The sequence below is a fragment of the Streptomyces sp. NPDC057137 genome, assembly GCF_042670825.1.
Classification (GTDB): domain Bacteria; phylum Actinomycetota; class Actinomycetes; order Streptomycetales; family Streptomycetaceae; genus Streptomyces.
On record NZ_JBHUUW010000008.1, the window covers coordinates 144,990 to 169,256 of the forward strand.

At 71.3% G+C, this 24,267-nt stretch carries 21 protein-coding genes and 1 pseudogene; 15 read left to right on the forward strand and 7 right to left on the reverse strand.

Going from position 1 to position 24,267, the window contains the following annotated elements; all coding sequences use genetic code 11:
- Nucleotides 1-297: 297 nt before the first annotated feature.
- The 3 genes from ACFT9I_RS09900 to ACFT9I_RS09910 all read left to right on the forward strand — a co-directional run bounded on the left by ACFT9I_RS09900 (nucleotide 298) and on the right by ACFT9I_RS09910 (nucleotide 3,854).
- Nucleotides 298-1,977 carry a hypothetical protein gene (locus tag ACFT9I_RS09900; RefSeq protein WP_382562541.1) on the forward strand — a complete coding sequence of 560 codons (1,680 nt, stop codon included), beginning with the start codon at nucleotides 298-300 and terminating at the stop codon, nucleotides 1,975-1,977.
- 12 nt (nucleotides 1,978-1,989) lie between these two features.
- Nucleotides 1,990-2,976, forward strand: a complete 987-nt coding sequence (locus tag ACFT9I_RS09905) for a threonine/serine dehydratase (RefSeq protein ID WP_382562543.1) — start codon at nucleotides 1,990-1,992, stop codon at nucleotides 2,974-2,976.
- 143 nt (nucleotides 2,977-3,119) lie between these two features.
- Nucleotides 3,120-3,854, forward strand: a complete 735-nt coding sequence (locus ACFT9I_RS09910; RefSeq protein WP_382562545.1) for an alpha/beta hydrolase — start codon at nucleotides 3,120-3,122, stop codon at nucleotides 3,852-3,854.
- 68 nt (nucleotides 3,855-3,922) lie between these two features.
- On the opposite strand, the gene ACFT9I_RS09915 is transcribed toward ACFT9I_RS09910, so the two are convergent.
- On the reverse strand, nucleotides 3,923-5,233 hold the full coding sequence (locus ACFT9I_RS09915; RefSeq protein WP_382562547.1) for an ABC transporter substrate-binding protein: 1,311 nt from the start codon (nucleotides 5,231-5,233) through the stop codon (nucleotides 3,923-3,925).
- Between the two features lie 183 nt (nucleotides 5,234-5,416).
- Between ACFT9I_RS09915 and ACFT9I_RS09920 the strand changes: the two genes are divergently transcribed.
- From ACFT9I_RS09920 to ACFT9I_RS09930, 3 genes are all read left to right on the forward strand, one after another.
- Nucleotides 5,417-5,854 (forward strand): hypothetical protein, encoded by a 438-nt coding sequence (locus ACFT9I_RS09920; protein ID WP_363242771.1) that lies wholly within the window; start codon nucleotides 5,417-5,419, stop codon nucleotides 5,852-5,854.
- A 142-nt stretch (nucleotides 5,855-5,996) separates the two neighbouring features.
- Entirely contained in the window at nucleotides 5,997-6,893 is an 897-nt protein-coding gene (gene purU, locus ACFT9I_RS09925) for a formyltetrahydrofolate deformylase (RefSeq protein ID WP_382562549.1), read from the forward strand.
- A gap of 178 nt (nucleotides 6,894-7,071) precedes the next feature.
- Nucleotides 7,072-7,335 (forward strand): hypothetical protein, encoded by a 264-nt coding sequence (locus tag ACFT9I_RS09930; RefSeq protein ID WP_382562551.1) that lies wholly within the window; start codon nucleotides 7,072-7,074, stop codon nucleotides 7,333-7,335.
- Between the two features lie 59 nt (nucleotides 7,336-7,394).
- On the opposite strand, the gene ACFT9I_RS09935 is transcribed toward ACFT9I_RS09930, so the two are convergent.
- The gene (locus tag ACFT9I_RS09935; RefSeq protein WP_382562553.1) at nucleotides 7,395-8,951 is read right to left on the reverse strand and encodes a maleylpyruvate isomerase N-terminal domain-containing protein; all 1,557 of its coding nucleotides are present in this window, start codon (nucleotides 8,949-8,951) and stop codon (nucleotides 7,395-7,397) included.
- The gene (locus tag ACFT9I_RS09940) at nucleotides 8,948-9,529 is read right to left on the reverse strand and encodes a sigma-70 family RNA polymerase sigma factor (protein ID WP_382562555.1); all 582 of its coding nucleotides are present in this window, start codon (nucleotides 9,527-9,529) and stop codon (nucleotides 8,948-8,950) included. Before ACFT9I_RS09940 ends, ACFT9I_RS09935 begins: the two co-directional genes overlap by 4 nt.
- Before the next feature lie 289 nt (nucleotides 9,530-9,818).
- Between ACFT9I_RS09940 and ACFT9I_RS09945 the strand changes: the two genes are divergently transcribed.
- The 3 genes from ACFT9I_RS09945 (at nucleotide 9,819) to ACFT9I_RS09955 (ending at nucleotide 11,920) form a co-directional block, all read left to right on the forward strand.
- Entirely contained in the window at nucleotides 9,819-10,193 is a 375-nt protein-coding gene (locus ACFT9I_RS09945) for an STAS domain-containing protein (RefSeq protein ID WP_382562557.1), read from the forward strand.
- Between the two features lie 155 nt (nucleotides 10,194-10,348).
- Complete coding sequence (locus ACFT9I_RS09950) at nucleotides 10,349-10,861, forward strand: EF-hand domain-containing protein (protein ID WP_382562559.1); 513 nt, start codon at nucleotides 10,349-10,351, stop codon at nucleotides 10,859-10,861.
- Between the two features lie 507 nt (nucleotides 10,862-11,368).
- Nucleotides 11,369-11,920 (forward strand): ATP-binding protein, encoded by a 552-nt coding sequence (locus ACFT9I_RS09955; protein ID WP_382562561.1) that lies wholly within the window; start codon nucleotides 11,369-11,371, stop codon nucleotides 11,918-11,920.
- Here the strand turns inward: ACFT9I_RS09955 and ACFT9I_RS09960 are convergent.
- The gene (locus tag ACFT9I_RS09960) at nucleotides 11,907-13,013 is read right to left on the reverse strand and encodes a GlxA family transcriptional regulator (protein ID WP_382562638.1); all 1,107 of its coding nucleotides are present in this window, start codon (nucleotides 13,011-13,013) and stop codon (nucleotides 11,907-11,909) included. The two genes, ACFT9I_RS09955 and ACFT9I_RS09960, sit on opposite strands and share 14 nt — an antisense overlap.
- A 108-nt stretch (nucleotides 13,014-13,121) precedes the next feature.
- On the opposite strand from ACFT9I_RS09960, the gene ACFT9I_RS09965 reads away from it, so the two are divergent.
- Entirely contained in the window at nucleotides 13,122-14,453 is a 1,332-nt protein-coding gene (locus ACFT9I_RS09965; protein ID WP_382562563.1) for an MFS transporter, read from the forward strand.
- Nucleotides 14,454-14,719: 266 nt separating this feature from the next.
- Entirely contained in the window at nucleotides 14,720-16,114 is a 1,395-nt protein-coding gene (locus ACFT9I_RS09970; RefSeq protein WP_382562565.1) for an MFS transporter, read from the forward strand.
- Nucleotides 16,115-16,118: 4 nt separating this feature from the next.
- Here the strand turns inward: ACFT9I_RS09970 and ACFT9I_RS09975 are convergent, their stop codons facing one another.
- Nucleotides 16,119-17,312, reverse strand: coding sequence for a flavin-containing monooxygenase (locus tag ACFT9I_RS09975; protein WP_382562567.1), 1,194 nt, complete (start codon nucleotides 17,310-17,312; stop codon nucleotides 16,119-16,121).
- Between the two features lie 150 nt (nucleotides 17,313-17,462).
- Here ACFT9I_RS09975 and ACFT9I_RS09980 point away from each other — a divergent pair.
- A pseudogene (locus ACFT9I_RS09980) lies at nucleotides 17,463-18,478 on the forward strand (ATP-binding cassette domain-containing protein).
- Nucleotides 18,475-19,296, forward strand: coding sequence for an ABC transporter permease (locus tag ACFT9I_RS09985; protein ID WP_382562569.1), 822 nt, complete (start codon nucleotides 18,475-18,477; stop codon nucleotides 19,294-19,296). Before ACFT9I_RS09980 ends, ACFT9I_RS09985 begins: the two are co-directional and overlap by 4 nt.
- Here ACFT9I_RS09985 and ACFT9I_RS09990 read toward each other — a convergent pair.
- On the reverse strand, nucleotides 19,269-22,607 hold the full coding sequence (locus tag ACFT9I_RS09990; protein WP_382562570.1) for an ATP-binding protein: 3,339 nt from the start codon (nucleotides 22,605-22,607) through the stop codon (nucleotides 19,269-19,271). The genes ACFT9I_RS09985 and ACFT9I_RS09990 overlap by 28 nt on opposite strands.
- A 113-nt stretch (nucleotides 22,608-22,720) precedes the next feature.
- Nucleotides 22,721-23,128 carry a RidA family protein gene (locus ACFT9I_RS09995; protein ID WP_382562572.1) on the reverse strand — a complete coding sequence of 136 codons (408 nt, stop codon included), beginning with the start codon at nucleotides 23,126-23,128 and terminating at the stop codon, nucleotides 22,721-22,723.
- A 131-nt stretch (nucleotides 23,129-23,259) separates the two neighbouring features.
- Here ACFT9I_RS09995 and ACFT9I_RS10000 point away from each other — a divergent pair, with 131 nt between their 5' ends.
- Nucleotides 23,260-23,643, forward strand: coding sequence for a winged helix-turn-helix transcriptional regulator (locus ACFT9I_RS10000; RefSeq protein ID WP_382562574.1), 384 nt, complete (start codon nucleotides 23,260-23,262; stop codon nucleotides 23,641-23,643).
- Between the two features lie 51 nt (nucleotides 23,644-23,694).
- The gene (locus ACFT9I_RS10005) at nucleotides 23,695-24,195 is read left to right on the forward strand and encodes a MarR family winged helix-turn-helix transcriptional regulator (RefSeq protein WP_382562576.1); all 501 of its coding nucleotides are present in this window, start codon (nucleotides 23,695-23,697) and stop codon (nucleotides 24,193-24,195) included.
- The last annotated feature ends 72 nt before the right edge of the window (nucleotides 24,196-24,267 follow it).

The window sequence follows — 24,267 nt, forward strand, 5'->3', positions numbered from 1 at the left end:
TTGCTTGCCGGCCCGGGTCCCCGGGGTTTGCAACCCCGGCCGCGGGGCGGGGGCCTGTCGGGGGGGGGGGGGTTGTGGGGGGGGGGGGGGGGGGCCCCCCCCACGACGTTGACGCGGCGGCTGGTGGGGCGCCGGTGGCACGGCCGGTACGGCGGGGTGCGGCCGGTCCGGTTGGCCGGCGCCGTCGGCAGGTGTCTTGAACAGGCGGGTGGTGACTGGTTCCAGGCGCGTAGCAGGCCCGCCGATTCACCCGGTAGCGTGAACTGACGATTCCGTAGGTCCACACTAGGAGTCCCGGTGACGCAAAGCGGACAAAGGGACGAGCCGCAGTCGCCTGCCGCTCGGCCCGCGCACGAAGGCATCGTGCTGCCCGCCGACGGCGGTCCCCCCTTGATGCCCGGCGCCCAGGCGCCGGTCCCGGCCGACCAGGCCGCCCCGGCGGGCGGGCAGCCGTGGGGGCAGCCCTGGGGTCCGGGGGCGCCACAGCCGCAGGCCGAGCCGGAGCCGCCTCAGCAGGACCCGGGTGCCTACGGGACGTACCAGCAGCCGGGAGCGTACGGCGGCGGGGGCGGGGGTGGCGGCGGGTACGGCTATCCGCAACAGCCCCAGCAGCCCCAGCAGCAGTACCAGGACCCTCAGCAGCAGCCGTACCAACAGTCGTACCAGCAGCCGCAGCCACAACCGCTGCCGCCTGCCCAGCCGGGGCCCCAGCAGCAGTACGGGGCGCCGCAGGGCGGCACGTACGGCGCGCAGCCGCTGCCCGCCGAGACCCCGCCTCCGCCTCCGGGCGGCAGCGCGGACGCGACGCAGTATCTGCCGCCGGTGCCCCCCGCCGGTGCCGCCGACGCCACGCAGTTCATACCGCCGGTGCCGCCGCAGTACCAGCAGGGCCAGAGCCCCGGCGGGCTGCCGCCCGAGCGGCCCAGCGACTCCACCCAGTACCTCGGCGCCGCCCAGCCGCCCGCGCCCGCGCAGGGCACCTCGGACGCGGACGCGACGCAGTTCATCGCGCCCGTCCCGGCCGCGCCGCCCGGCGCGCCGTACGACATCAGGCCCGGCGCGCCCGGCGACCGCCAGCCGCCCGCCGAGTTCGACAGCCTCTTCCGTACGGAGGCCCCCGGCGGGCCGACGGCGCCGGACGAGACACAGCAGATGCCGCACTTCGACGCCGGCGCGGCTCCCGGTCCGGGGCCTGGTCCGGTCCGGGGCAGGGGCCGGGGCGCTCAGCCGTCGTACGCGCAGCAGCAGCAACAACAGCAGCAGCCGTCCCTGTCGCCGTACGCGCAACCGCAGGGCCCGCACGGCCCCCAGGAGCCCTCGGGCCCGCAGGGCCGGGCCGCCGGGCGCCGCAAGTCCTCACCGCTCCCGCTGATCGCCGCCGTCGTGGTCGGCTGCGCCGTCCTCGGCCTCGGCGCGGGCTGGCTGATGAGCGGGGACGACAGCAAGAAGCAGGACAACAACCAGACGGTGTCGTCGGAGAGTTCACCCTCGGGCTCGGGCGGCGACGAGAACGCGGCCGACCCCGCCGAGCCGCAGGCCGAGGAGTTGGACAAGCTCCTCGCCGAGAGCAACGACAGCCGGGCGGCAGTGATCAGCGCGGTCGAGTCGATCAAGACCTGCCAGAATCTGGACAAGGCGGTCAGCGACCTTGAGGGCGCGGCCGACCAGCGCCGCGACCTGGTCTCCCGGCTCAAGGAACTGACCATCGACAAGCTGCCGCAGCACGGCCAGCTCTCCTCCTCGCTGACCAAGGCCTGGCAGGCCTCCGCGTCGGCGGACGACCACTACGCGACGTGGGCGGGCGAGGCGAAGACGAAGAAGGGCTGCAAGGACGGCAAGGCCCGTACGACGAAGGCGGCCCAGGAGGGCAACCGCGCGAGCGGCGAGGCGACGGCGGCCAAGCGGAAGGCGTCGGACCTCTGGAACGGGATCGCGTCCAAGTACGGCCTCACGGAGCGCGCCCCGACGGAGCTGTGAGGGAGGTTCGCGGTGCGGTTGGACCTCGCGAGGATCCTTGTCGCGCGTAGCCGGCTCAGTCCGGTGTTCCGGGACACACCGCAGTACGAATGCGGGCCTCTGGGCGAGGCGCTGGGCTGCCGCCTCGTCCTGAAGGTGGAGACCCTGAACCCCGTCCGCTCGTTCAAGGGCCGTGGCACCGAGACCGTACTCGACCGCCTTCAGGAGGACGGGACCGCGGACGCCGTCGTCTGCGCGAGCGCGGGGAACCTCGGTCAGGCGCTCGCGTTCGGCGGCCGGTCGCGGGGAATCGGGGTCACGGTCGTCGCGTCGTCGGCGGCCAACCCGCTGAAGATCGCGCGCATGAGAACGCTCGGCGCCGACGTGGTCCTGGTCGACGGCGAGATCGAGAAGGCCCTGGAAATGGCCGCGCGCATCGCCACCGAGACCGGCGCGTTCCTGGTCGAGGACAGCAAGGACATCGGTACGTGCGAGGGAGCCGCCACGATCGGCGTCGAACTGGCGGAGCTGCCCGGTGAACTCGACGCGGTGGTGGTCTCGTTGGGCGCGGGTGGGCTGGCGTCCGGTGTGGGCTTCGCGCTGAGGAATCTGCGCGGGGCCACCGAGACCATCTGCGTCCAGCCCGAGAACGCCCCGGCGATGACGCTCGCCCTGCGCGCGGGCCGGCCGGTCGAGGTCGGCGCCCCGAACACCATCGCCGACGGAGTCGCGGGCCGGTACGTCCTCCCGGAGGTGCTCGACGACCTCTCGTCGGCCACGGACGACGCGGTCCTGGTGACCGAGGCCGGCATCATCGAGGCGATGCGCCTCATCCACGTCCACGCGGGCCTGGTGGTCGAACCGGCGGCGGCGCTGGGAGTTGCCTCGATCCTGGAGTCCGCCGGCCGGTTCGACGGCAGGACGGTCGCGACAATTCTGTGCGGCAGCAATGTGACCCCGACGGACTTCGACCACTGGACCCGTGAAAACCCGTTGGCGGACCACGGCGCCCCCTGCTAATTTCCCGGAGGCCGTGCGAGAGAACGAGGAGGTGGTACCCGTGAACGCAGTATCGACATGGGTGCTCCCTTCCGGGGTCACGGTCGGGCGGTAGACAGGTCGTCCGGGAGCGCCGTTCCAGTGCACTCCCGAAAGGCACGACCATGCGTTTCACTTCCGAGCAGCGCCTCGACGACGGCGTCCTCGAACGCGAATTCACCCTCGGCGAGATCCCCGGCATCCTCTGGACGCCCGAGCCCGCCGCCGCACCCGCACCCCTGATCCTGCTCGGCCACCCTCCCCTCGGCCTGCGCAGGATGTACCCCCGACTGGCGGCCCGCGCCCGGCACTCCGCGGCGGAGGGCTTCGCCGCGGCCACCATCGAACTCCCCGGAAGCGGCGACCGCCCCCGCCTCCCCGCTGTCGAACAGGCCCGCGCCGACCTGCGCCGCGCGCTGGAGGCGGGCGAGCCGGTCACCGACGAGACCGTCGACGCCCTCGTCCTCCCGCTGGTCGACAAGGCGGTCCCGGAATGGCAGGCCGCGCTGGACGCGCTCCTCTCACTGCCCGAGATCGGCGGCCCGGTCGGCTACTCGGGAGGAGTGATCGCCATCGGCACCCGCTTGGCGGCGGTCGAACCCCGCATCTCGGCGGCCGTCCTGTTCGCCGGAAGTTTCGTGCCTCGCGCGACGTTCGATGAGGCCCGCCAGGTCACCATCCCGCTGCACGTCCTGCTGCAGTGGGACGACGAAGGCAACGACCGCCAGGCGGCCCTGAACCTGTTCGACGCCTTCAACTCCAAGGAAAAGTCCCTGCACGCCCACCTCGGCGGCCACACGGGCGTCCCCCAGTCCGCGGGCGACGCCGCGGCCCAGTTCCTCACCCGCCACCTGAAGTAGGACCGGGCTGCCGCTCATTGAGGACAGGCGCCGGGCCTCCTCGATGAGCGGCAGCCTGTGGATGCCCGCTACGCGCTGCGGCCCGCGTCGCTCAAGGTGCCGCGTACGTCCACGAAGCCGTCCTTCTGGGACACCAGTTCGCCGTCGCGTACCACCTGGAACGTCACCTCGCTGTTCACGATGCGCGGGTAGCCGGGGGAGCCGAGCATGTCCTCGTAGCGCCAGCGGAGCGTGGGGGTGAGGCCGCCCGTCTCGACCTTCGCGCCCTTGTCCAGCGCGTGCGAGAGCGTGGCCGAGGAGATCGTGTCCCTGTCGGTCGACTCGATGACCGACTTGAGCGCGGTGTACGCGATCCAGGTCGTCTGCACGCCGGGGTCCGCCGGGTCGATGCTGTCGTCGCCGAACGCGTGCTTCTGGATCACGTTCCGCATCGGCCGCCACGCCGGATCCTTCGCCTGCGGGTACCAGCCCGTCACGTACGCGCCCTCGAAGAGGCCCTTCGAGCCGCCCGTGCGGTCCACCAGGGGCTGGCCGATGCTGCCGAGCACCGAGGAGATGCGGACGGGCTGGCCGGTGTCGGGGAGTCGTCGGTAGGAGTCGAAGAACGTTTCCGTACGGTCGCCGAGCACCGCCGTGACGCAGCCGTCGGCGGCGGTGGCCGCGTTCTCGCGGGCCCTCTCCGCCGGGTCGGTGTAGTCGGTGGCGTCCTCGGCGGCGCGGATGTCCGTCGCCTTCCCGCCGTCGCTCTCGCTCTCGCTCTTGCCCTTGTTCAGGCCGGAGTTGAGCAGTTCCGGCATCGCGTCACCGGTGATCGTGTCGGGCCGCACGATGGAGACCGGGCCGCACTCCCCGCCCAGCTGCATGCCGTTGCCGGCCAGGAGCGACGCCTGGCCGCCGTTGACCGGGTACGAGACGAAGCTGGAGAACTCCCGCTCGGCGATGCCGTAGCCCCCGAGATACGGGATCCCGGCCGCCTCCAGCGGCGCCATGAAGGCGTTGCCGTGCTGGCTGTACGAGCCGACGACGGCCGTGACGTCCTTCTCGGCGGCCAGCCGCGCGCAGTCGGCCGCGCCCGCCGAGGTGTTGCGCTCGTTGCAGGTCAGCACGCGCAGCTCGTGGCCGTCGATACCGCCCGCCGCGTTGACCCACCGGGCGAACGCCTTGGCCATGGCCGGCATCCCCGGCATGTTCGTCGCGGAGGTGCCCTCGGGCGCCCACGTCATGACCGTGACGGGCTCCCTGGAGCCCCCCGGGTCGCCAGGGAGCACGCCACACCCGGTGACCAGCGACGCTCCGGCCGCCGCTGTGCACAAGACGCGGACCGCCTGATTCCGGCGGGAGGGGCGGGGGGAGGAGGAGCGCTGCTGCCTACCGGTCATGTGTCCGCACACTTCCGGCCCGGGGGTAACTGCCAGGTGGGGCTTGTTCAACCAGACATGACAACGAGGTGAATTACGGGGGGCCAGGTGATCGCCTTCCGGAGGACCGTACGATCGACTGCTGTGCAGCAAGGTTCGGATAACTCTTCCCGTCGCGGCCGTCGCTCCTCCACCATGGGCGACATGCCGCTCAATGACATTCCCTGGTGGCGCTGGCGCAGCAATGTGCGCTCGGCGCTGCACATGCTTTCCGATCCCGTCTTCCACCAGGAGTACTGGCTGGCCGGCCGCGAGGGGTACGGCGACGTCACCGACGCCGTGTACCGGCTGGTCGAGGACACCTGGCTGGACAACTGGTCGGCCGAGAAATACGTCGGGACGATCTTCCGCGACTCCGGCGAGGCCGCGCTGGTCGACGTCGCCGTCCTGCGGGTGCTGCGGATCATGCACCAGGTGGGGCCGGACGCCCCGATCTCGGTGTATCTGGAGCATCACGGCTGGCCGGAGGCGGTACGGGCGGCGCGCGAGGCGCACGTCAGGCTGGCCGTCAACGACGGCGAGGACCCGGACACGGTGCCGCGCTCGCTGGACGTGCTGCGGATCCTGACGCGGTCCGCCTGACGCGGTCCGCCTGACGCGGTCCGCCTGACGCGGTCCGCCTGACGCGGTCGGCGTGATGTGCGTTACGTGCCGCGTCTGAGGGTGCGGTGCGTCTGACCGTACGCCGTGCCGCCCCGAGCCCCGTGTGGGATCCTCTGGGGTCATGAGTGCCCCGCAGCAGCCCGCCGCCCAGGCCGACCGGCCCGCCCTGTCCGACCAGTACGTCCTGACGCTGTCCTGCCCGGACAAACAGGGCATCGTGCACGCCGTGTCCAGCTTTCTCTTCATGACCGGGTGCAACATCGAGGACAGCCAGCAGTTCGGCGACCGCGACACCGGTCTCTTCTTCATGCGGGTCCACTTCTCGGCCGAGGAGCGGGTGAACCTGGAGAAGCTGCGTGCGAGCTTCGCCGCCGTGGGGGACTCCTTCCGGATGGACTGGCAGCTCCACCAGGCCGGGGAGCGGATGCGGGTCGTCCTGATGGTCAGCAAGTACGGCCACTGCCTGAACGACCTGCTCTTCCGGTCGCGGACGGGCGCGCTCCCCGTGGACATCGCCGCCGTCGTCTCCAACCACACGGACTTCGCCGAGCTGGTCGCCTCGTACGGCATCCCCTTCCACCACATCCCCGTCACCAAGGACACCAAGGACGCGGCCGAGGCCGAGCTGCTGGAGCTGGTACGCGCCGAGGACGTCGAACTGGTCGTGCTGGCCCGCTACATGCAGGTCATCTCCGACGACCTGTGCAAGCAGCTGAACGGCCGGATCATAAACATCCACCACTCCTTCCTGCCGAGCTTCAAGGGCGCGAAGCCCTACCACCAGGCGCACGCCCGGGGTGTGAAGCTGATCGGCGCGACCGCGCACTATGTGACGGCCGCCCTCGACGAGGGCCCGATCATCGAGCAGGAGGTCGAGCGCGTCGGCCACGAGGTCACCCCGGAGCAACTGGTGGCGATCGGCCGCGACGTGGAGTGCCAGGCGCTGGCACGCGCGGTGAAGTGGCACGCCGAGCACCGCATCCTGCTGAACGGCCGGCGCACGGTCATCTTCGGATAGCCGCCGGAGCCGGACACCGGACCCGGCCGGACCCCCGCCGGTCCCTGCGCGGTCCCCGCCCGGTCCCGGCCCGGTCCCCGCATGACAGGAATCAGCGATCTCCTTGCGGGCACGCGTCGAGTCATTCACGATCTCCATGCACCAGAAACCGCTTACTGCCAACACAGGGGAGATCAGGATGCGCAAGCGTGCAGTACTCGTGAGTGCGGGAATCGCCGTTCTGGCCATCACCGGAATCAACGCCCCCGCCCAGGCGGCGGCTCCGGGAACGTCCGTCACCGCCGGTGCCCAGTCCGAGGCGGCATGGGTGTACATCGGCTCGTACTCCAGCAGGGCCTACTGCGTCGACGCCGGTCAGCAGTACGTGCGTGAGGGCTTCAGCAACTACCGCTGCGACCCGGCCCCGGGCGGCACGGGCTACTACAAGCTGTACGTGAGCTAGTCGCTGATCGGCAGTCCGCAAGTGCCGTACCTCGTCGTACGGCACTTGCGGACGGCCCGCTACAGCCTGCTCAGCGAAGCCGCCGCGAACAGCACGTCCCGGATCGCGTCGCGGTCGCCGTCCTGACCGGCGGCCGCCTCCTCCGGTGAGATGTGCCCCGCCACCAACTGGCAGAACTCGACGTCGTCCAGCGCCACTTGGGCCACCGAGCGCTCGGCCGTGCCGACCGCGGCCGGCGAGTCCAGCGCGATGTACCAGTCGCCGCCGCCCGCGCCCTCGACCTCCAGATGCAGCGACCGGCCCGGCGAACCGGGCACGACCAGTTGACGCGCGGGCGATGCCAGGCCCGCGCGGCGGCGGGCCGCGAGGGTGGACGGGATCAACTGCGCGGCCAGGTCGATCATCACGCGCAGATGCGGACCGCTCGGCGCCGGATACGGGTAGTCCACAGCCTCCGCGATGTCCCAGCCGTGGATCCAGCACTCGAAGGCCCGGTCGATCAGCGCGTCGCGCAACGGCAGGGCGAACTCGCCGTACGAGACGGAGAGTTCGGCGACGCCGCGACCCGCGAAGGACACCGTCCTGATCAGCGTGTGGCTCTGCTCGCGCCACGGCTCGTGGATCGTGCGGGTGGGCGGCGGCTGCGCCGTACGCCAGAACGCCTCGGTCCGGTCGGTCGGCGACAGCGGCGCCGGCGTGCCCAGCGGATCGTCGAGCCCCAGCGCCGACGCCACCAGCCCGTCCACGGTCATGAGATGCCCGATGACACCGGCGACCGTCGCCCTGCGCGCGGTGGGCTCCTCCTTCTCGAACCACTTGAGCTGGAGCGGCGCGTGCCACTCCGCGTCGCCGAAGTCGCGCAGCAGCGCGTCGAGCCGGGCGGTCTCGGCGTCGTACGGGGTGGCCCACACCGGCACCGGGATACGGGCGGCCCGGCGGTCGAGGCAGTTCTCCAGCACGCGGGAGCGGAGCAGCGGCGGGAGATCCAGATTGCGGCTGGTCTGCAACAGGCCGACGGCGTCCCGCAGTTTGAGGGCCTCGTCGGCGCACGGCGCGCACTCGGTGAGGTGGTTCTCGACGTGGGTCGTCTCCTCGGGCGAGCAAGCGGCCAGGGCCCAGGCACCGAGCAGGGACTTCAGTACGGAGTGCGAGGGCGGCGGCCCGGCGGGCTCCGGGGTGAGCGCCGTCACGTGCTGCTCCCCGGCCGGATCGGGCGGGTGGGCCTGCTCGCGCGGCGCGGTGAGGGCCGCGTCCGTAACGCCGTCGGTAACCCCGTCGGCGGCTCCGTCCGTGACGCCGTCCGTGACGCGGCCCGCCCCCGGCCCCGCTTCCTCGTCGGCCTCTTCCGGCCCAGCTGCGTCATGTGGCTCATCTGCGTCATCCGGCTCATCCGGCTCATCCGGCGCTTCCCGCACTTCTCGTTCGCGGCTCTCCTTCGCCGCCTGCGCGGCGCGCGCGGCACCTTCGAGGGCCCGGCGCAGTACGTCCGCCGCGGGCGGCTCAAGGTCGTCCGCGGGGGCGCGCTGGCCGGGTATGCGCGGCACACCGCGCACCCCGTCGGGCTCGTCCGGGTCGCGACGGCCGCCGTCCCGGCCGCCGTCGAACGGCCCGGTCACAGCGACCGTCCGTGTCCGGGCGGCGAGGAGCCCTCCAGGGGGCGGGTGTTCGCCGACGAGAGCAGTTGCAGGCCGAGCCGCAGCCGGCGCCGCGCCTCGTCCTCGGTGACCCCGAGGTCGGCGGCGGTCTGCCGGTAGTCGCGGCGCTGGAAGTACGCCAGGTCCAGCGCGGCGCGCAGGGGAGCGGGCATGGAGGTGACGATGTAGTCGGCGCGTGCGGCGGCGGACGCCTCGCGGATCTTCTGCTCCAGCTCCTCCGCGCTGCCCTCGCCGCTGGCCTGGTGGGCGGCCGTCTCCAGCTGCCGCAGCCGGTTCACGGCCTGGACACGGGCGAGCTTGGCGATCCAGGACCGCATCGAGCCCTGCTTGGGGTCGAAGACGTCCGGGTTCTCCCACACGTAACCGAAGACCTCGCGGGTTATCCGGTCGGCGGCCTCGCTGTCGTCGAGCACCCGGTGCGCGAGGCTGTGCACGAGCGAGGCGAAGCGGTCGTACAGCTCGCCGAGCGCGGCGGCCTCGCCCCGCGCGAGCCGCTGCTGCATCCTGCGGTCCCAGCGGGGCGGTGTGTCCTTTGCCATGAGACCCCCAGCCCTGTGACTGCTCCGTGACGACCCTGCTACCCGTGCTCCGTGCCTGACCCCGCCGTTTCGAATGTACTGGCCAGTGTCAACGAAGTGCGCCCCTTTGCGTTAAGTGCGCCCCCGGAGGCCGTCCGAGCTGATAAGGAATTTCCCCGGTTCATGACCGTTGTGTTTCATGAGAGACCAGGAGGGCAGCCGCCGAGGAAGAAGGATGGTCCCCGGTGAAGGTCCGGAATCCGGAACTCCGCTAACGGGTCTCCGGGTCGGTTCGAGGGAAGGTCCAGGCGTGACGCTCAAGGTGGACAAGGACGAGCACGGTCTGTGGACCGTGCTGCGCATCACCGGGGAACTGGATCTCATGACGTCGCCCGAGGTCCGCCAGCACGTACACGACGCGGTCGCCGCCGGCCGCCGTGAGCTGGTGCTGGACCTGTCCGAGGTGTTTTTCTGCGACTCCAGCGGCGTGGGCGTCCTGATCGCCTCCCGCAAGTTGATGCGCTCCTGCCAGGGCCGGCTGCATCTCATCCTGCCCGCCCACGGCGCGGAGGAGGGTTCACACGTCAACCGCGTCCTCTCGGCTCTCGGTGTGCGCCGCCTGTTCGAGGTCTACTCGGACGTCTCCGACGCCGTCGACGAGGAGGCGCAGCCCCTCTCGGCCTGAGTTGCGCCGGGTCGTGCAGGTCTGCGCCGGGATGTGCCGGCTTGCGCCGGTCGTGCCGCGCCATGGTGGACCGTGGCCGGTCCTGCCGGGTCGTGTCCGCCGGACAGACCCGAAGCCTTCACACGGCAGGCCCCCGGCGTCGTACGCTCCCAGTCATGGACAGCGCAGAGTACGAGGGCAAGATCGCCTCCCGATTCGCCGCCTTCGACCAGGACGGCAACGGCTACATCGACCGCGAGGACTTCAGCGGAGCGGCAGCGGCACTGCTCGCGGAGTTCGGCGTCACCGCACGATCCGACAAGGGGCAGGCCCTCTACAGCGGGGCCGAGGCCTTCTGGCAGGGCATGGCGGGCATCGCGGACGTCGACGGTGACCAGCGGGTCACCCGCCAGGAATTCATCACCGGCGCCGCGAAGAGGCTGCGCGACAGCCCCAAGCGCTTCGCCGAGATCGCCCGGCCCTTCCTGCACGCGGTGATCGCCATCGCGGACGAGGACGGCGGCGGTGTGACGCCCGCGGCGGCCGAGCGGGTGCTGCTCGTGCTGGGCACGGAGCCGGCCGTGGCGGCGGAGGCCGCCCGGGGGCTGGACGGGGACGGTGACGGCCGGATCACCGAGGAGGAGATCCTGACGGCGTTCGCCGCGTACTACGTGACGCCGGAGCCGTAAACCCGGAGCGGTACGAGGCGGTACGAGGCGGTACGAGGCGGAGCGGTACGAGCCGGCGCGAGGCCGTACCGGAGCCGTCCGGAGCCGTCCGGAGAGCGTGACCGTGTGTGACGAGAAGGTCCTTCACGCATGTCGATACCGGGTTGTGTCCTACGGGTGACCCGTCACGGGCCGGAGTCGGCGGCGGGCTCCGGTACGCTCCCTCGGGTGCGAGTGGTAGTGAGGCGCGACGGATCCGGTGTGGCCAGTACGGCGACGCCGGACCGGGGAATGCCTGCCAGTAGCACCGTTCGAAGGCGCCGGACGCGTCCTTGTTCGACTCCCCGCAGAGCGCGTCGCACAGTATGCCTCACGCGTACTCCTTCGCGTTGGAATATGCCCGAAGCGCTTGTTGCGGTGACTGTACGTCAACCATGCTGTCCCGCAAGGGAATCACGTTCTGTGACCTTGTCGTGGACCTTGTCGAGGCGCGAGGCGATGTGCCCGCCGGTTCGGATGGTGTGAGCGGTGCAGGTTCTTCAGATGCAGTTGGAGGTCGGGGCTGATCCGGCGGAGGTCGGGCGGGCCCGCCGATGGGCGCGTTCGCGGCTCATCGGCTCCGGAATGAACGACGACGAGCCGCTGGCGGAGACGCTGATCCTGCTGATCTCGGAGCTCGTCACCAACGCCGTGGTGCACACCGGCTGTCCGGCCGTGCTGCGGATGCTGTTCGGTTCGGGGGCCGCCGAGGCCGGGACCGTACGGGTCGAGGTCGCCGACACCAGCGCGCGACCGCCCTGTCCGCGCCACGCGCAGGGCGAGGACACCAACGGGCGGGGCCTGGAGCTGGTCGACGGGCTCGCCGACCGGTGGGGCTGGCAGCCGGAGGGCTCGGGCAAGCGGATCTGGTGCGAGGTGGACCGCAGCGAGCCGGGCGAGGGCGCGGAGTACGTGCCGCCGACACCGGCGCCGGTGCGGTACTGCGGGCTCGGACGGTACGCGGTCGACCTGTCGGGAGCGGCGGGGTCCGGTGCCGGAACGGTGGCGGACGAGCCGTCGAAGGCCGTCACACAGTCCTGAGCGCCGCGGTCGTGGCCGTGGCCGTCGCTGTCGCTGTCGCCGAATCGGTGGACGGCTCGGTCGGGGGAGTCCGCTGCCCGGGGACCGTGCGGAACGTCCGCCGGTAGACCGTCGGCGAGACACCGAGCGCCGCCTGAAGATGCTGGCGCATGGACTGCGCCGTACCGAACCCCGCGTTCTGCGCGATCTGGTCGACGGAGAGATCCGTCGCCTCCAGCAGATGCCGCGCCCGCTCGACCCGTTGCTGGACCAGCCACTGTCCGGGGCTGATCCCGGCCTCCTCGCGGAAGCGGCGCGTGAACGTCCGTACGGACATCGACTCCTGTTCCGCCATGTCCCGCAGCTGGATCGGCTCGTGCAGCCGGGCGAGCGCCCAGGCCCTGGCCGTGGTCGTGGTCGCCAACTGGGCATCGGGGACGGGACGTTGGATGTACTGGGCCTGGCCGCCGTCCCGGTGCGGCGGGACGACCGTACGCCGCGCGACGTCGTTGGCGATCGCCGTGCCGTGGTCGCGGCGCACGATGTGCAGACAGAGATCGATCCCGGCGGCGACCCCGGCCGAGGTCAGGACGTCGCCGTCGTCGATGAAGAGCACGTCCGCGTCGACCTTGATCCGGGGGAAGGTCCGCTGGAAGTGCGCGGCCGACGACCAGTGGGTGGAGGCGGGCCGGCCGTCGAGGAATCCGGCGGCGGCGAGCACGTACCCGCCGGTGCAGATGGAGACCAGGCGGACGCCGGGGCGCAGCCGACCGAGGGCGGCGGCGAGTTCGTCGGTGAGCCTGCCCTCCTCGTAGACCGGGCCGAGTTCGTACGAGGCGGGGATCAGCACCGTGTCGGCGGTGGCGAGGGCCTCGGGGCCGTTCTCCACGAGGATGTCGAAGTCCGCGTCCGTACGGACCGGGCCCGGCGGGCGGATCGAGCAGGTGATCACGTCGTACAGCGGGGCACCCTCGGGGCTCTTGGCGCGGCCGAAGATCCGCTGGGGGATGCCCAGTTCGAACGGGAGGACCCCGTCGAGGGCGAGCACCACGACGCGGTGGCGCGGCGGCCGTACGGCGCTGCTCACTGATGTCGTCCCCGGTGTCTCCGGCATCGTTCCGCTCTCCGTCGCGGGGGGTCCCTTGCTGTCCGTGCTGTCCGTGCTGTCCGTCATACGGAAACCCCTGGTGGTCCAGACCAGTCCTTGATATCTGTCGACTCTGTGACTGCCAAGCGTTCGACGGACCCCGACATTCCCGCCCCGGCCGGGACCCCTCTCTGGAACCGTAACTTCCGCCTCTTCTTCCTCGCCAGGACCGTCGCGCGCTTCGGCGACGGCATGGTGCCCGTCGCGCTCGCCGCCGGGCTGCTCGACGCGGGACACGGTGCCTCGTCCGTCAGCTTCGCGCTCGGCGCGTGGATGATCTGCTTCGCCGGGTTCGTGCTCTTCGGCGGTGTGCTCGCCGACCGGTTCACCCCGCGCCGGATGATGGTCCTCGCCGATGTGATGCGGCTGTTCGGCACGGTGGGCCTCGCGGTCGTCTTCGCCGGGGGAGCGCCGCCGCTCTGGCTCGTGTACGCGCTGAGCGCCCTCAACGGGCTCGGCGCCGCGCTCTTCCAGCCCGGTGTGGCCAGCATGCTGCCCGTACTCTCGCCCGACGTACAGCGCGGCAACGCGGTGCTGCGGGTCGCCGAGTCCCTGGCGACGATGGCGGGTCCGGCGGCGGCGGGCGCGCTGGCCGGGTTCGGCGGGCCCGGCACGATCTTCGCGGTCAACGCGGCGACCTTCGGCATCAGCGGGATCTGTCTGTTCCTGGTCCGGATGCCGACCATGAGGCCGGTGCGCGGCGACTCGATGCTCACCGAACTGATCGGCGGCTGGCGGGAGTTCCGGGCCCGGTCCTGGCTGTGGGGTGTGATCGCGGTCTGGTCGGTGTACGGCGTCACCGTCCTCGGGCCGATGGTCCCGCTGGAGGCGGTGGTCGTCACCGAGCGGCACAGCTCGGCCATGTTCGGTCTGATGATGACCGTCCAGGGGGCGGGCAATGTGGCGGGCGGACTGCTGGCGCTGCGACTGCGCCCGGCCAGGCCCCTGTTCGCGGGGACGATCGCCCTGTTCGCGGTCGCGGTGAATCTGCTGGTGCTGGCGTACGACGTCCCGCTGCCGCTGCTCGCCGCCGGGTTCTTCACGGGCGGGGTGGCCCTGGCGTTCTGGCTGGTGATGTGGTCCACGACGGTCCAGACGATGATCCCGCCGGAGGCGCTGAACCGGCTGCACGCGTACGACGTGGCCGGCTCCCTGATCATGCTCGCCGTCGGCCGCGCGCTGGCGGGTCCGGCGGTGGAGGCGATCGGGATGCGCGAGGTGCTGGTGGGCGGGGCGGTGGTGAACGTGCTGGTGTGCGGCGCGTTGTTCGCGGCGCGGCCGATACGGGAGTTGAGACGGGTGTCGGGCGCCTCAGCGGGGCCCGTCCTCCTTGTCGGGGAAAGCGACCCTGAGGAAAACGAAAAGCACGGACAGCACGGTGCCAGGCACACCACAGAACAGCACTAACACGGCTATGTCGGTGGATATGAATGCCGCGGAGTAGAGACCGCCGACGGCGACCGCTGCTATATGGCCGAGAAGTAAGGCCGTGACGAAGCGTGTTCGCCGCATCGCGAAGAACGGCAGGGAGCCCCACGCCACCGCCACGGCGAGATAGATGAAGGGCACGAAGATCATGGGGTTTCTCCCGGGCGGAGCGGAGCTGGACCGTTTGGCCCGATCCTAGTGGCCGCTGTCCCTCGGGCCACTCGTATGCCGTGCCCCCGCCCTCGATGCTTCTTGACGTGACACAGACAGCCGAGACTCCCGCCGGTACTCCCGCGAAAGCCCCGACCCCTGCCCCCGCTCCCGCCCCCGCCCGCGCCCCGCGCCGTCGTCTCCGTATTCACCGGGCCTGGTTCGTCGCCGCCGTCACCTTCGTGACGATCATCGGCGCCGCCGCCTTCGCCTCGCTGCCCGGACTGCTCATCGAGCCGCTGAACAAGGAGTTCGACTGGTCACGCGGCGAGATCGGGTTCGCCGTCTCGGTCAATCTCGCGCTGTACGGGCTCACCGCGCCGTTCGCCGCCGCGCTCATGGACCGGTTCGGCATACGCCGGGTCGTCGCCGTCGCGCTGACCGTGATCGCCACCGGTTCCGCGCTCACCGTCGTCATGACCGCGGCCTGGCAGATGGTCCTCTACTGGGGCGTCCTCGTCGGTCTCGGCACCGGCTCGATGGCCCTGGCCTTCGCCGCCACCGTCACCGACCGCTGGTTCGTCGCCCGGCGCGGGCTCGTCACCGGCATCCTCACCGCGGCGGGCGCGTCGGGGCAGTTGGTGTTCCTGCCGCTGCTCTCCTGGCTCGTGGCGAACCACGGCTGGCGCCCCGCCTCCATCACCGTCGCGATGTCCGCGCTCGTCGTCGTCCCGTTCGTCTGGCTGCTGCTGCGCGACCACCCGGCGGACGTGGGGCTGCCGGCGTACGGCTCCGAGGAGTTCAAGCCCAAGCCGCCGCCGGTCACCGGCGCCGCGCGGCGCGCGGTCACCGTCCTGTTCGAGGCGGCCCGCACCGGGCCCTTCTGGCTGCTCGCCGGAACGTTCGCGATCTGCGGCGCCTCCACGAACGGCCTGATCAAGACCCACTTCATCCCCGCCGCGCACGACCACGGCATGCAGATCACGGCCGCCGCCTCGCTCCTCGCCGTGATCGGTGTCTTCGACATCATCGGCACGATCGCCTCGGGCTGGCTCACCGACCGCTTCGACGCGCGCCGGCTGCTGGCCGTCTACTACGCGCTGCGCGGTGTCTCGCTGCTCTTCCTGCCGATGCTGCTCGTGCAGGGCGGTGCGGACGTCCGGCCGCCGATGCTGTTCTTCATCGTCTTCTACGGCCTCGACTGGGTCGCTACCGTCCCGCCGACGATCGCCCTGTGCCGTGAGTACTACGGCGCCGACAGCGCCATCGTCTTCGGCTGGGTGCTCGCCTCGCACCAGATCGGCGCCGGGGTCGTCGCGTTCGCGGGCGGCATGGTGCGGGACGTCACCGGCTCGTACAACGCGGTCTGGTACGCCTCGGGCGCGCTGTGCGCGGCGGCGGCGCTGATGGCCCTGCTGATCAGGAGCCGTACCAAGACCGAGGCCGACCCGGCGGATGCGATCAACGTGCCTTCATCGCCTACGACTTGAGCGCCTACGACTTGGGCGTCTGTGACTTGACCGCTTTCGACTTGGGCGTCTGCGACTTGACCGCTTTCGCTATCCGCTCCGCGTCCATCGCCAGCTCGCGCAGCATCCCGCTGATCGGATTCGTGAAACCCGTGAAGTACAGCCCCGGCGCCCGCTCGGACGTCCGCCCGCCGCGCACCACCGGGCACCCCCGCTCGTCCAGCACACCGAGGTGGCCCAACAGCCCCTCCAGGGAACGGCTGTAGCCGGTCGCGGCGATCACCACGTCCGGCGAGATCCGCGAACCGTCCGCCAGCACAACCTTGTTGTCGTCGAACGACTCGACCGCCGCCACCGGTTCGACCTTGCCCTTGCGCACCGCCGCGATCAACCCCACGTCCTGCACCGGGATCGCGCCCTCGCGCACCCGCGAGTACATCCCGGTGTCGGGGCGCGGCAGCCCCTGGGCCGTGAGATCGGGCATCGCGATCTTGCACATGATGTCGCCGCCCCGGTCCACCAGCCGCGTCGGCAGCCGCCTCACCAGAATGCCGGTGCGCTGCGCCGACCAGCCCGCGGTGGAGCGGCGCACGATGTGCGGGACGGTACGGATCGCGAGGCGCACCCGCGCCGCGCCGCCCTCCACCAGGTCGACCGCGATCTCGGCGCCCGTGTTGCCGGCGCCGACGACCAGGACGTCCTTGCCCTCGTAGGGACGGGGGTTGCGGTACGCGCCCGCGTGCAGCAGTTCACCGCCGTACGACTCCGCGCCCGGCCAGGACGGCAGCCGCGGCGTGTGGTTGTAGCCGGTGGCGACGACGACGGCGCTCCCGGTCAGCTCCCGCCCGCCGGTGCCGTGCAGCAGCCAGCTCTCGCCGTCCGCCGAACGCTCGATGCCCGTGATCTCGACGCGGGTGACGATCTCCAGGCCGTGGAACTCCGCGTACTTCTCCAGATAACGGACCATGTGCGCACGCGAGACCCAGCGGCCGAAGGACCGCGGCATCGGGAGGCCCGGCAGCGCGGACAGCTTGCGGGTGGTGTGCAGATGGAGCCGGTCGTAGTGGCCGCGCCAGGAAGCCCCGACGGCCTCGGACTTCTCCAGTACGACGGCTCGCACGCCCTGCGCGCGCAGCGCGGCGGCGACGGCGAGACCGCCTGGGCCGCCTCCGATGACGTACACGGGGCGGTCGTTGGTGAGGTCGATGTCGCTGGGCATGAGAGCTGAGCGTAATCGAGCGGGCACTTGTTGGGTCTCGGTCAAGATGGGAATCGATTGCGAATCGGTTACGTCCGGGTAAGTTCTGCGCGCGGCGGCTGAAACCGCGGTGAAAGCGGCGTGAATCCGACGGGCCCCACGCTGCTCCCCATGACGACAAACCTCACAACGGCCGCAGCGCCACGTGCCATCAGCGTGAGCGGACTGCGCAAGTCGTACGGCGAGAAGGTTGTTCTTGGTGGTGTTGATCTGGAGGTGGTGGAGGGTTCGGTGTTTGCGTTGCTGGGTCCTAATGGTGCGGGGAAGACGACGGTGGTGCAGATTCTGTCGACGTTGATCGGTGCTGATGGTGGGGTGGTGCGGGTGGGGGGTCATGATCTGGGGCGTGAGCCGGAGGGTGTGCGGTCGGTGATCGGGGTGACGGGTCAGTTCTCGGCGGTGGACGGGTTGTTGAGCGGCCGGGAGAATCTGGACCTGATGGCGGATCTGCGTCATCTGGGGCGTGCCGTGGGGCGGCGGCGGACGGAGGAGCTGCTGGAGCGGTTCGATCTGGCCGGGGCGGCGGACAAGGTGGTGTCGGCGTACTCGGGCGGGATGCGGCGGCGGCTGGATCTGGCGATGACGCTGGTGGGGGATCCGCGGGTGATCTTCCTCGACGAGCCGACGACGGGGCTGGATCCGAGGAGCCGGCGCACGATGTGGGAGATCATCCGCTCCCTGGTCGCGGACCAGGGGTGACGATCTTCCTGACGACGCAGTATCTGGAGGAGGCCGACCAGCTCGCGGACCGGATCGCGGTGCTGGACCACGGGCGCCTCGTCGCCGAGGGCACACCCGCGGAGCTGAAACGCCTGGTCCCCGGCGGGCACGTCCAGTTGCGGTTCACCGACACCACCGCCTTCGAGACGGCGGTGGGGGTCCTGTCCCGGACGCTGGACGACATCCCGCGTGACGAGGACGCACTGACCCTCCAGGTCCCCAGCGACGGACGCGTCAACTCCCTGCGCGCCCTGCTCGACCTCCTCGACACGCATGCGGTCGAGGCCGAGGAACTGACCGTCCACACCCCGGACCTGGACGACGTGTTCCTCGCCCTGACCGGACAGCCCCAGCCCGTCCGCACCGCGACCGCCGGCTCCCTGAGCGGGAAGGCTGTGACCCGATGAGTTCCCTCAACCACACGCTGACGGACTCGGCGACGATGCTGCGGCGCAATCTGCGGCACATGCTGCGCTACCCGTCGATGACGGTGCTGCTGGCGGGGATGCCGGTGGTGTTCCTGCTGCTGTTCGTCTACGTTTTCGGCGGCGCCATCGGCAACGGACTCGGCCCCGGCCCGGCCGGCGGCGGAGCTGGTGGGGCGGGGGGTGGTCGTGGTGAGTACATCGTCTACGTGATGCCCGGGATCCTGCTCATGACCGTCGCCGCCGTCGCCCAGGGCACCGCGGTCTCCGTGGCGATGGACATGACCGAGGGGATCATCTCCCGCTTCCGTACCATGTCCATTTCCCGTGCTTCTGTACTGACGGGGCACGTCGTCGGGAGTCTCGTCCAGACCGTGATCGCGATGGTGATCGTGGTGGCTGTCGCGCTGGTCATCGGGTTCCGCAGTGACGCGACCCCGGTGGAATGGCTTGCGGCGCTGGGGATCCTGGGGATGATCGCCTTCGCGGTCATCTGGCTGTCGGTCGCCCTGGGCCTGGTCAGCAAGACCGTCGAGGGCGCGAGCAACCTGCCCATGCCGCTGACCTTGCTGCCGTTCCTCGGCAGCGGGTTCGTCCCCACCGACTCCATGCCCACCGGGCTCCGCTGGTTCGCCGAGTACCAGCCCTTCACCCCCGTCATGGAAACCCTCCGCGGACTCCTCACCGGAACACCCATCGGCAACAACGCCGCCCTCACCGCCGCCTGGAGCACCGCCATCGCCCTCCTCGCCTACCTCTGGGCCCGAAAGCTCTACAACCGCGACCCTGCCGCCCGTTGAGTGGCGTGCACGCTCCCGTCCCGCTGTCGTAGCGCCTCCAGGGCCGCCGCGCGCAGGTCTTCGTGGGGGAGGACGGCGTACTCCGCCGCCGCCCGCGCGTACTCGGCCGCGTCGGCCCGCTCGGCGGTACGGCGGGCGCGGGCGGGGGACATGGTCGGCTGGAAGTTCCGGAGGAGGCGGAAGCGCTCGGCGAGGGCGATCAGCCGGGCCGCCGACCGCCGCAGGGCGGCTCCGTCGCCGTCGGTGGTGCCGTCCACAGCCGCGAGGTCGACCATGGCCAACGTCAGCAACAGGGCGCCACAGGCGGGAAGTTCCAGCAGCGACATCGGTGAACTGGCGAGCGGGGAGGCAAGCGCCTTCGCCAGTGAGGGCCGCAGTCCACCGGCGGTCTCCGCGACGAGATCCAGCCGGCCGTGCTGGGCGTGCGCCAGCACGGCGGCCGTACCGATCTCAACGGCCCAGAGATCCAGGCTGTGTTCGGCGATCAGGTTCCTGTCGCTGGGTTGTGTCACCTGCTCCACGGCCGTACGCCACAGGCTCAGCCCGGTCTCGATCTGCCCGCGCGCGAGGGCGATCTCACCCCGTACCGCGTGATCGAACGCGTGACCGGACTCCGCGTCCGTCCCGAGGCCGAACGTCATCGCGGCCTCGTCGTCCGCCGGACAGCTCGTCGCGAGGTCCAACTGGCGCTCGGCGTCGTCGACATCACCGAGCTGAAGACCGATGAGCGCCAGCGCCGCGTGGACCCCCACCACGTCCGGCCAGGCGTTGAGCCTTTCGAGCACCGGCAGCATCGCCTCGTAGTGGTTCCGCTCCCGTTCGATCCGCCCGGACCGCGCGGCCAGTTCACCGACGCGCGCGTGGGCGATGATCCAGATCCAGGGGACCGTCACGGCGTCGGCCGCGTCGAGCATGCGTACGGAGGCGGCCAGCGCGCCTTCTACATCTCCCTCGGACTCGCGGGCGAAGCTGTCGAAGGCGCTTGTCACGGCGGTCAGCAGGGAGTTGTCGCCGCCGTCCGTCGTTGGCGTCCCGGGTACGGCGGCCAGGACGACGGACGTGGCCCGTATCAGGGTGTCGGGAGGGGCGGTCGGCAGCCGGCGCAGGGCGACCAGGGCGCGTGAGGCGTGCGGCCCCTGGGTGACGACGGCGTACGCGACGCACACCGTGAGCGCCGTCCTGGTGACCTCGACGGCCTCGGGCCCCGGCCGGTAGTGCGACAGCGTCCAGGCGGTCTCGTCGGTGAGCGCCGCCATGCGCGCGTACGCGGACTCGACCAGCCAGACGCCGCCGAGAACGGCGGTCGTGGCCGCCACCGTGGCGCCGTCCCCCTGGGCGAGCCCCAGCCGCAGCGCCCGCAGGAGATTGTCCTGCTCGGCCTTGATCAGCTCTCCGGACGTGATGGGTGCGGCGCCGAGGAGCGGTCCGTGGTGCGTCGTACCGAAGTCGCGTGCCCAGGCGAGGAATGCGGCCGTCACGCGCGTGGTCTCGCCTGCCGCCTCCAGGTGTGCCGTACCGAACTCCCTTACCGTCTCCAGCATGTGGAAGCGCGCGCCCGACCGGGCGTCGACCACTCTGAGCAGCGACTGGTCGACCAGGTCCTCCAGGACTCGCAGCGTGTCCTCCGCGTCCGCGTCCTCGTCCGTGTCCTTGGTCTCCGGGCGTCGGCCGAGCAGCGCGTGCGCCGCCTCCTCGGTGAAGCCGCCGGGGAAGACCGAGAGGGCGCGCAGCGCGGCCCGACCCGCCGGATCCAGCAGGTTCCAGCTCCACTCCACGACCGCCCGCAGGGTGCGGTGGCGCGCCGGTGCGTCACGCGCGCCGCCGCGCAGCAGGGTGAAGCGGTCGCCCAGGCGGCGGGCGATGGTGGGAACGGACATAACGCGTACGCGGGCGGCGGCGAGTTCCACGGCCAGGGGCAGTCCGTCGAGTTGGCGGCACACCTCGGCAACGGCGTCCGGCGCCAGTTCGACGTCCGGGCGCGCGGCGCGCGCACGTCGCTCGAACAGCTCGACGGACGTGGGGAGGTCGAGCTGCGGCAGCCCGTACACCGACTCCGACGAGAGGCCCAACGGGGCCCGGGTGGTGGTCAGTACGCGCAGATCGCGGGTCATCGACACGAGGCCCCGCACCATCTCGGCGGTGCCGCGCACGACGTGCTCGCAGTTGTCGAGGACCAGCAGGACCGGCCCGGGGCCCAACGCGGCGACGATCAGGCCGAGTACGTCCGCCGGGGCGGTGAGCCCGGCGCGCGTGGTGCGGCGCGCCTCGCGGACGCTGAGGGCGGAGGCGACCTCACTCGCGACGTCGCCGTCGCCGTCGGTGCCGACTCCGGCGAGCGGTACGAAGTACACGGAACGCTGCTCGGCGACGCGGCTCACCGCGTGGGCGAGCCGGGTCTTGCCCAGGCCGCCCGCGCCGACGATGGAGGTGACGCGCGAGGTGCGGAGCAGTTCGGCGACGGTGGCGATGTCGTCGTCGCGGCCGATGAGGGCGTTGGGGTCGTGGACGACGCCGTGCCGGAGAACGGGTGCCTGGCTCCGGAGGAGTTCCTGGTACGCGGCCTGGAGCGGGGCGCCCGGATCGGTGCCCAACTCCGCGCGCAGGGCGCGGCGGTAGGTGTCGTACGTGGCCAGGGCCTGGGCCGGGCCCGCGGTCGCCGCCTCGCAGCGCAGCAGCTCCAGCAGGACCTCCTCGTCGCGCGGGCGTGCGCGCAGGACGGCGGTGAGCGGGTCGGTGGCGTCGGTACGGCGGCCGAGCCGGGACAGGGCGAGGGCGCGGGCACGCAGGAGGGAGCGGTGGGTGGAGGCCCGCCGGCGGCGCAGTTCGGTCAGGGGGTCTTCGGCTCCGTCAGCGTCGGCGTCGGTTTCGTCTTCGAGGGGGCCATGGGGGTCTGTTACGGCGCCGGCGTCCTGCCGCCGCCCTTCCCACTGGGCGAGGCCCGCCTCGGCGTGGTGGAGGGCGGAGATGTGGTCGCCCGCGCGGGCGTGGCGGGCGCTCTCGGCCGCGCTGAGCAGTACGGCGGAGGCGTCGACCTGGTGCTCGTCGAGGGCGAGCCGGTAACCGGTGGTGGTGCTGACGACGAGGCCGGGGCCGAGTTGTGCGCGGGTGCGGGAGACGAGTACCTGGAGCGCCTTCTTCGGGTGCTCGGGCCGCTCCTCGGCCTCCGGCCAGAGGCCGGCGACCAGGCGCGCGCTGGTGCGGCCCGCGCGCAGGTCGTCGGCGAGGAGCGCGAGGAGGCCGTGCAACCGGGGGCCGGTGATCCCCCGGCCCCGGTAGGACACCTCGGACAGGAGTCGGAGCTCGGTGGTCACCCGTTCAGGTTACCCAGCGGGGTCCTTGGCGGGGGTGGGCGTGGTGAGGGCGGTCGCGGTGGGCGCGGCACTCAGCCGGTCCGCTCCGCTCAGCCGGTCGCTCGGCCGGTCGCTCAGTCGATGACCGCCGTGGCCTCGACCTCCACCAGATGCTCGGGTACGTCCAGCGCCGCGACGCCGATCAGCGTGCCCGGCGGTACGGGGGTGACCCCGAGCTTCGCGGACGCCCGCGCGACACCGTCCAGGAACTGGGGCATCTTGTCGGGGGTCCAGTCCACGACGTACACGGTCAGTTTCGCGACGTCGTCGAAGGACGCGCCGACCCCGGCCAGCGCGGTGGCGACGTTGAGGTAGCACCGCTCGACCTGCGCGGCGAGGTCCCCCTCGCCGACCGTGGCTCCGTCGGCGTCCCAGGCGACCTGCCCGGCCATGAAGACGAGCTTCGATCCGGTCGCGACCGACACCTGGTGGTAGACGTCGATCTCCGGCAGTCCGGTGGGGTTCACCAGGGTGATGGCCATGCTGCTGCCTGCTCTCTTGCGGTCTCGGGTGGGCTCTTGCGGGCACTTGTGGTCTCTTGTGGTTACTCAGGAACCGTAGGAGAGTGTGCGCCGACATGGAAGAACGCACTTTTCAGTGACTGGGGAACCTCATGGTGACCAAGCAGCTCAGCGGCTCGCCCGAGAACGCGGACCTCACGCGCGCCGACTCGCTCGCGAGGGAGATCTTCTCGGACGTCGCCAACAAATGGGCGTTGTTGATCATCGACGCGCTGGGGGAGCGCACCCTGCGCTTCGGCGAGGTACGGAAGGAGGTCGAGGGCATCAGCCACAAGATGCTCACCCAGAACCTCCGCATGCTGGAACGCAACGGCCTGGCCGAGCGGAAGGTCCACCCCACCGTGCCGCCGAAGGTCGAGTACACCCTCACCGAACCGGGCCTGGCCCTGCGGGAGACGGTCCACCGGATGTGCGACTGGACCCACCAGTACATCGGCCACATCGAGTCGTCCCGCGACCGCTTCGGGGCCGGCTGAGCGCGGGCGACATATTTGCGCAGGCTGGACTGCGCAAGTTAGCCTGCGTACATGGACGAGATCACTGAAGGCACTGTCGGCACCGACGTAACGGACGTCACCGACGTAACGGACGTCACCGACGTGTCCGAATCGGCCGTACGCGCGGCGCGCGAGGTGCGCGTGGTCTTCAGCCGTCTTCGGCGTCGTATGCGCGAGAGCTACGACCCCGGCGATCTCACGCCCTCCCAGACCTCCGTCCTCAGCCGCCTGGACAAGGACGGCAAGGCATCGGTCAGCGACCTGGCCGCCGCCGAGCGCGTACGGCATCAGTCGGTGGCCGCCACCATCGGCGTACTGGAGGATCGCGGCCTCGTCTCCCGGCGCCCGGACCCCCAGGACGGCCGGCGGCAGTTGATCTTCGTCACGGAGAGCGGCCACGCCTTCCTGGAGGACCGCCGCCGCGCCGGAGAGGGCTGGCTCACCCGCGCCCTGGAAGACAACTGCACGGAAGCCGAACGTCGCACCGTCATCGAGGCGGCGGCCCTGCTGGAACGAGTCACCCGGTCGTGACCGGCGCCGTGTCCCGCCTCCTGTGCCGACCGCGTCCCGGCGGAGCCAAGGCGCCGGGCGACGGCTTCGACC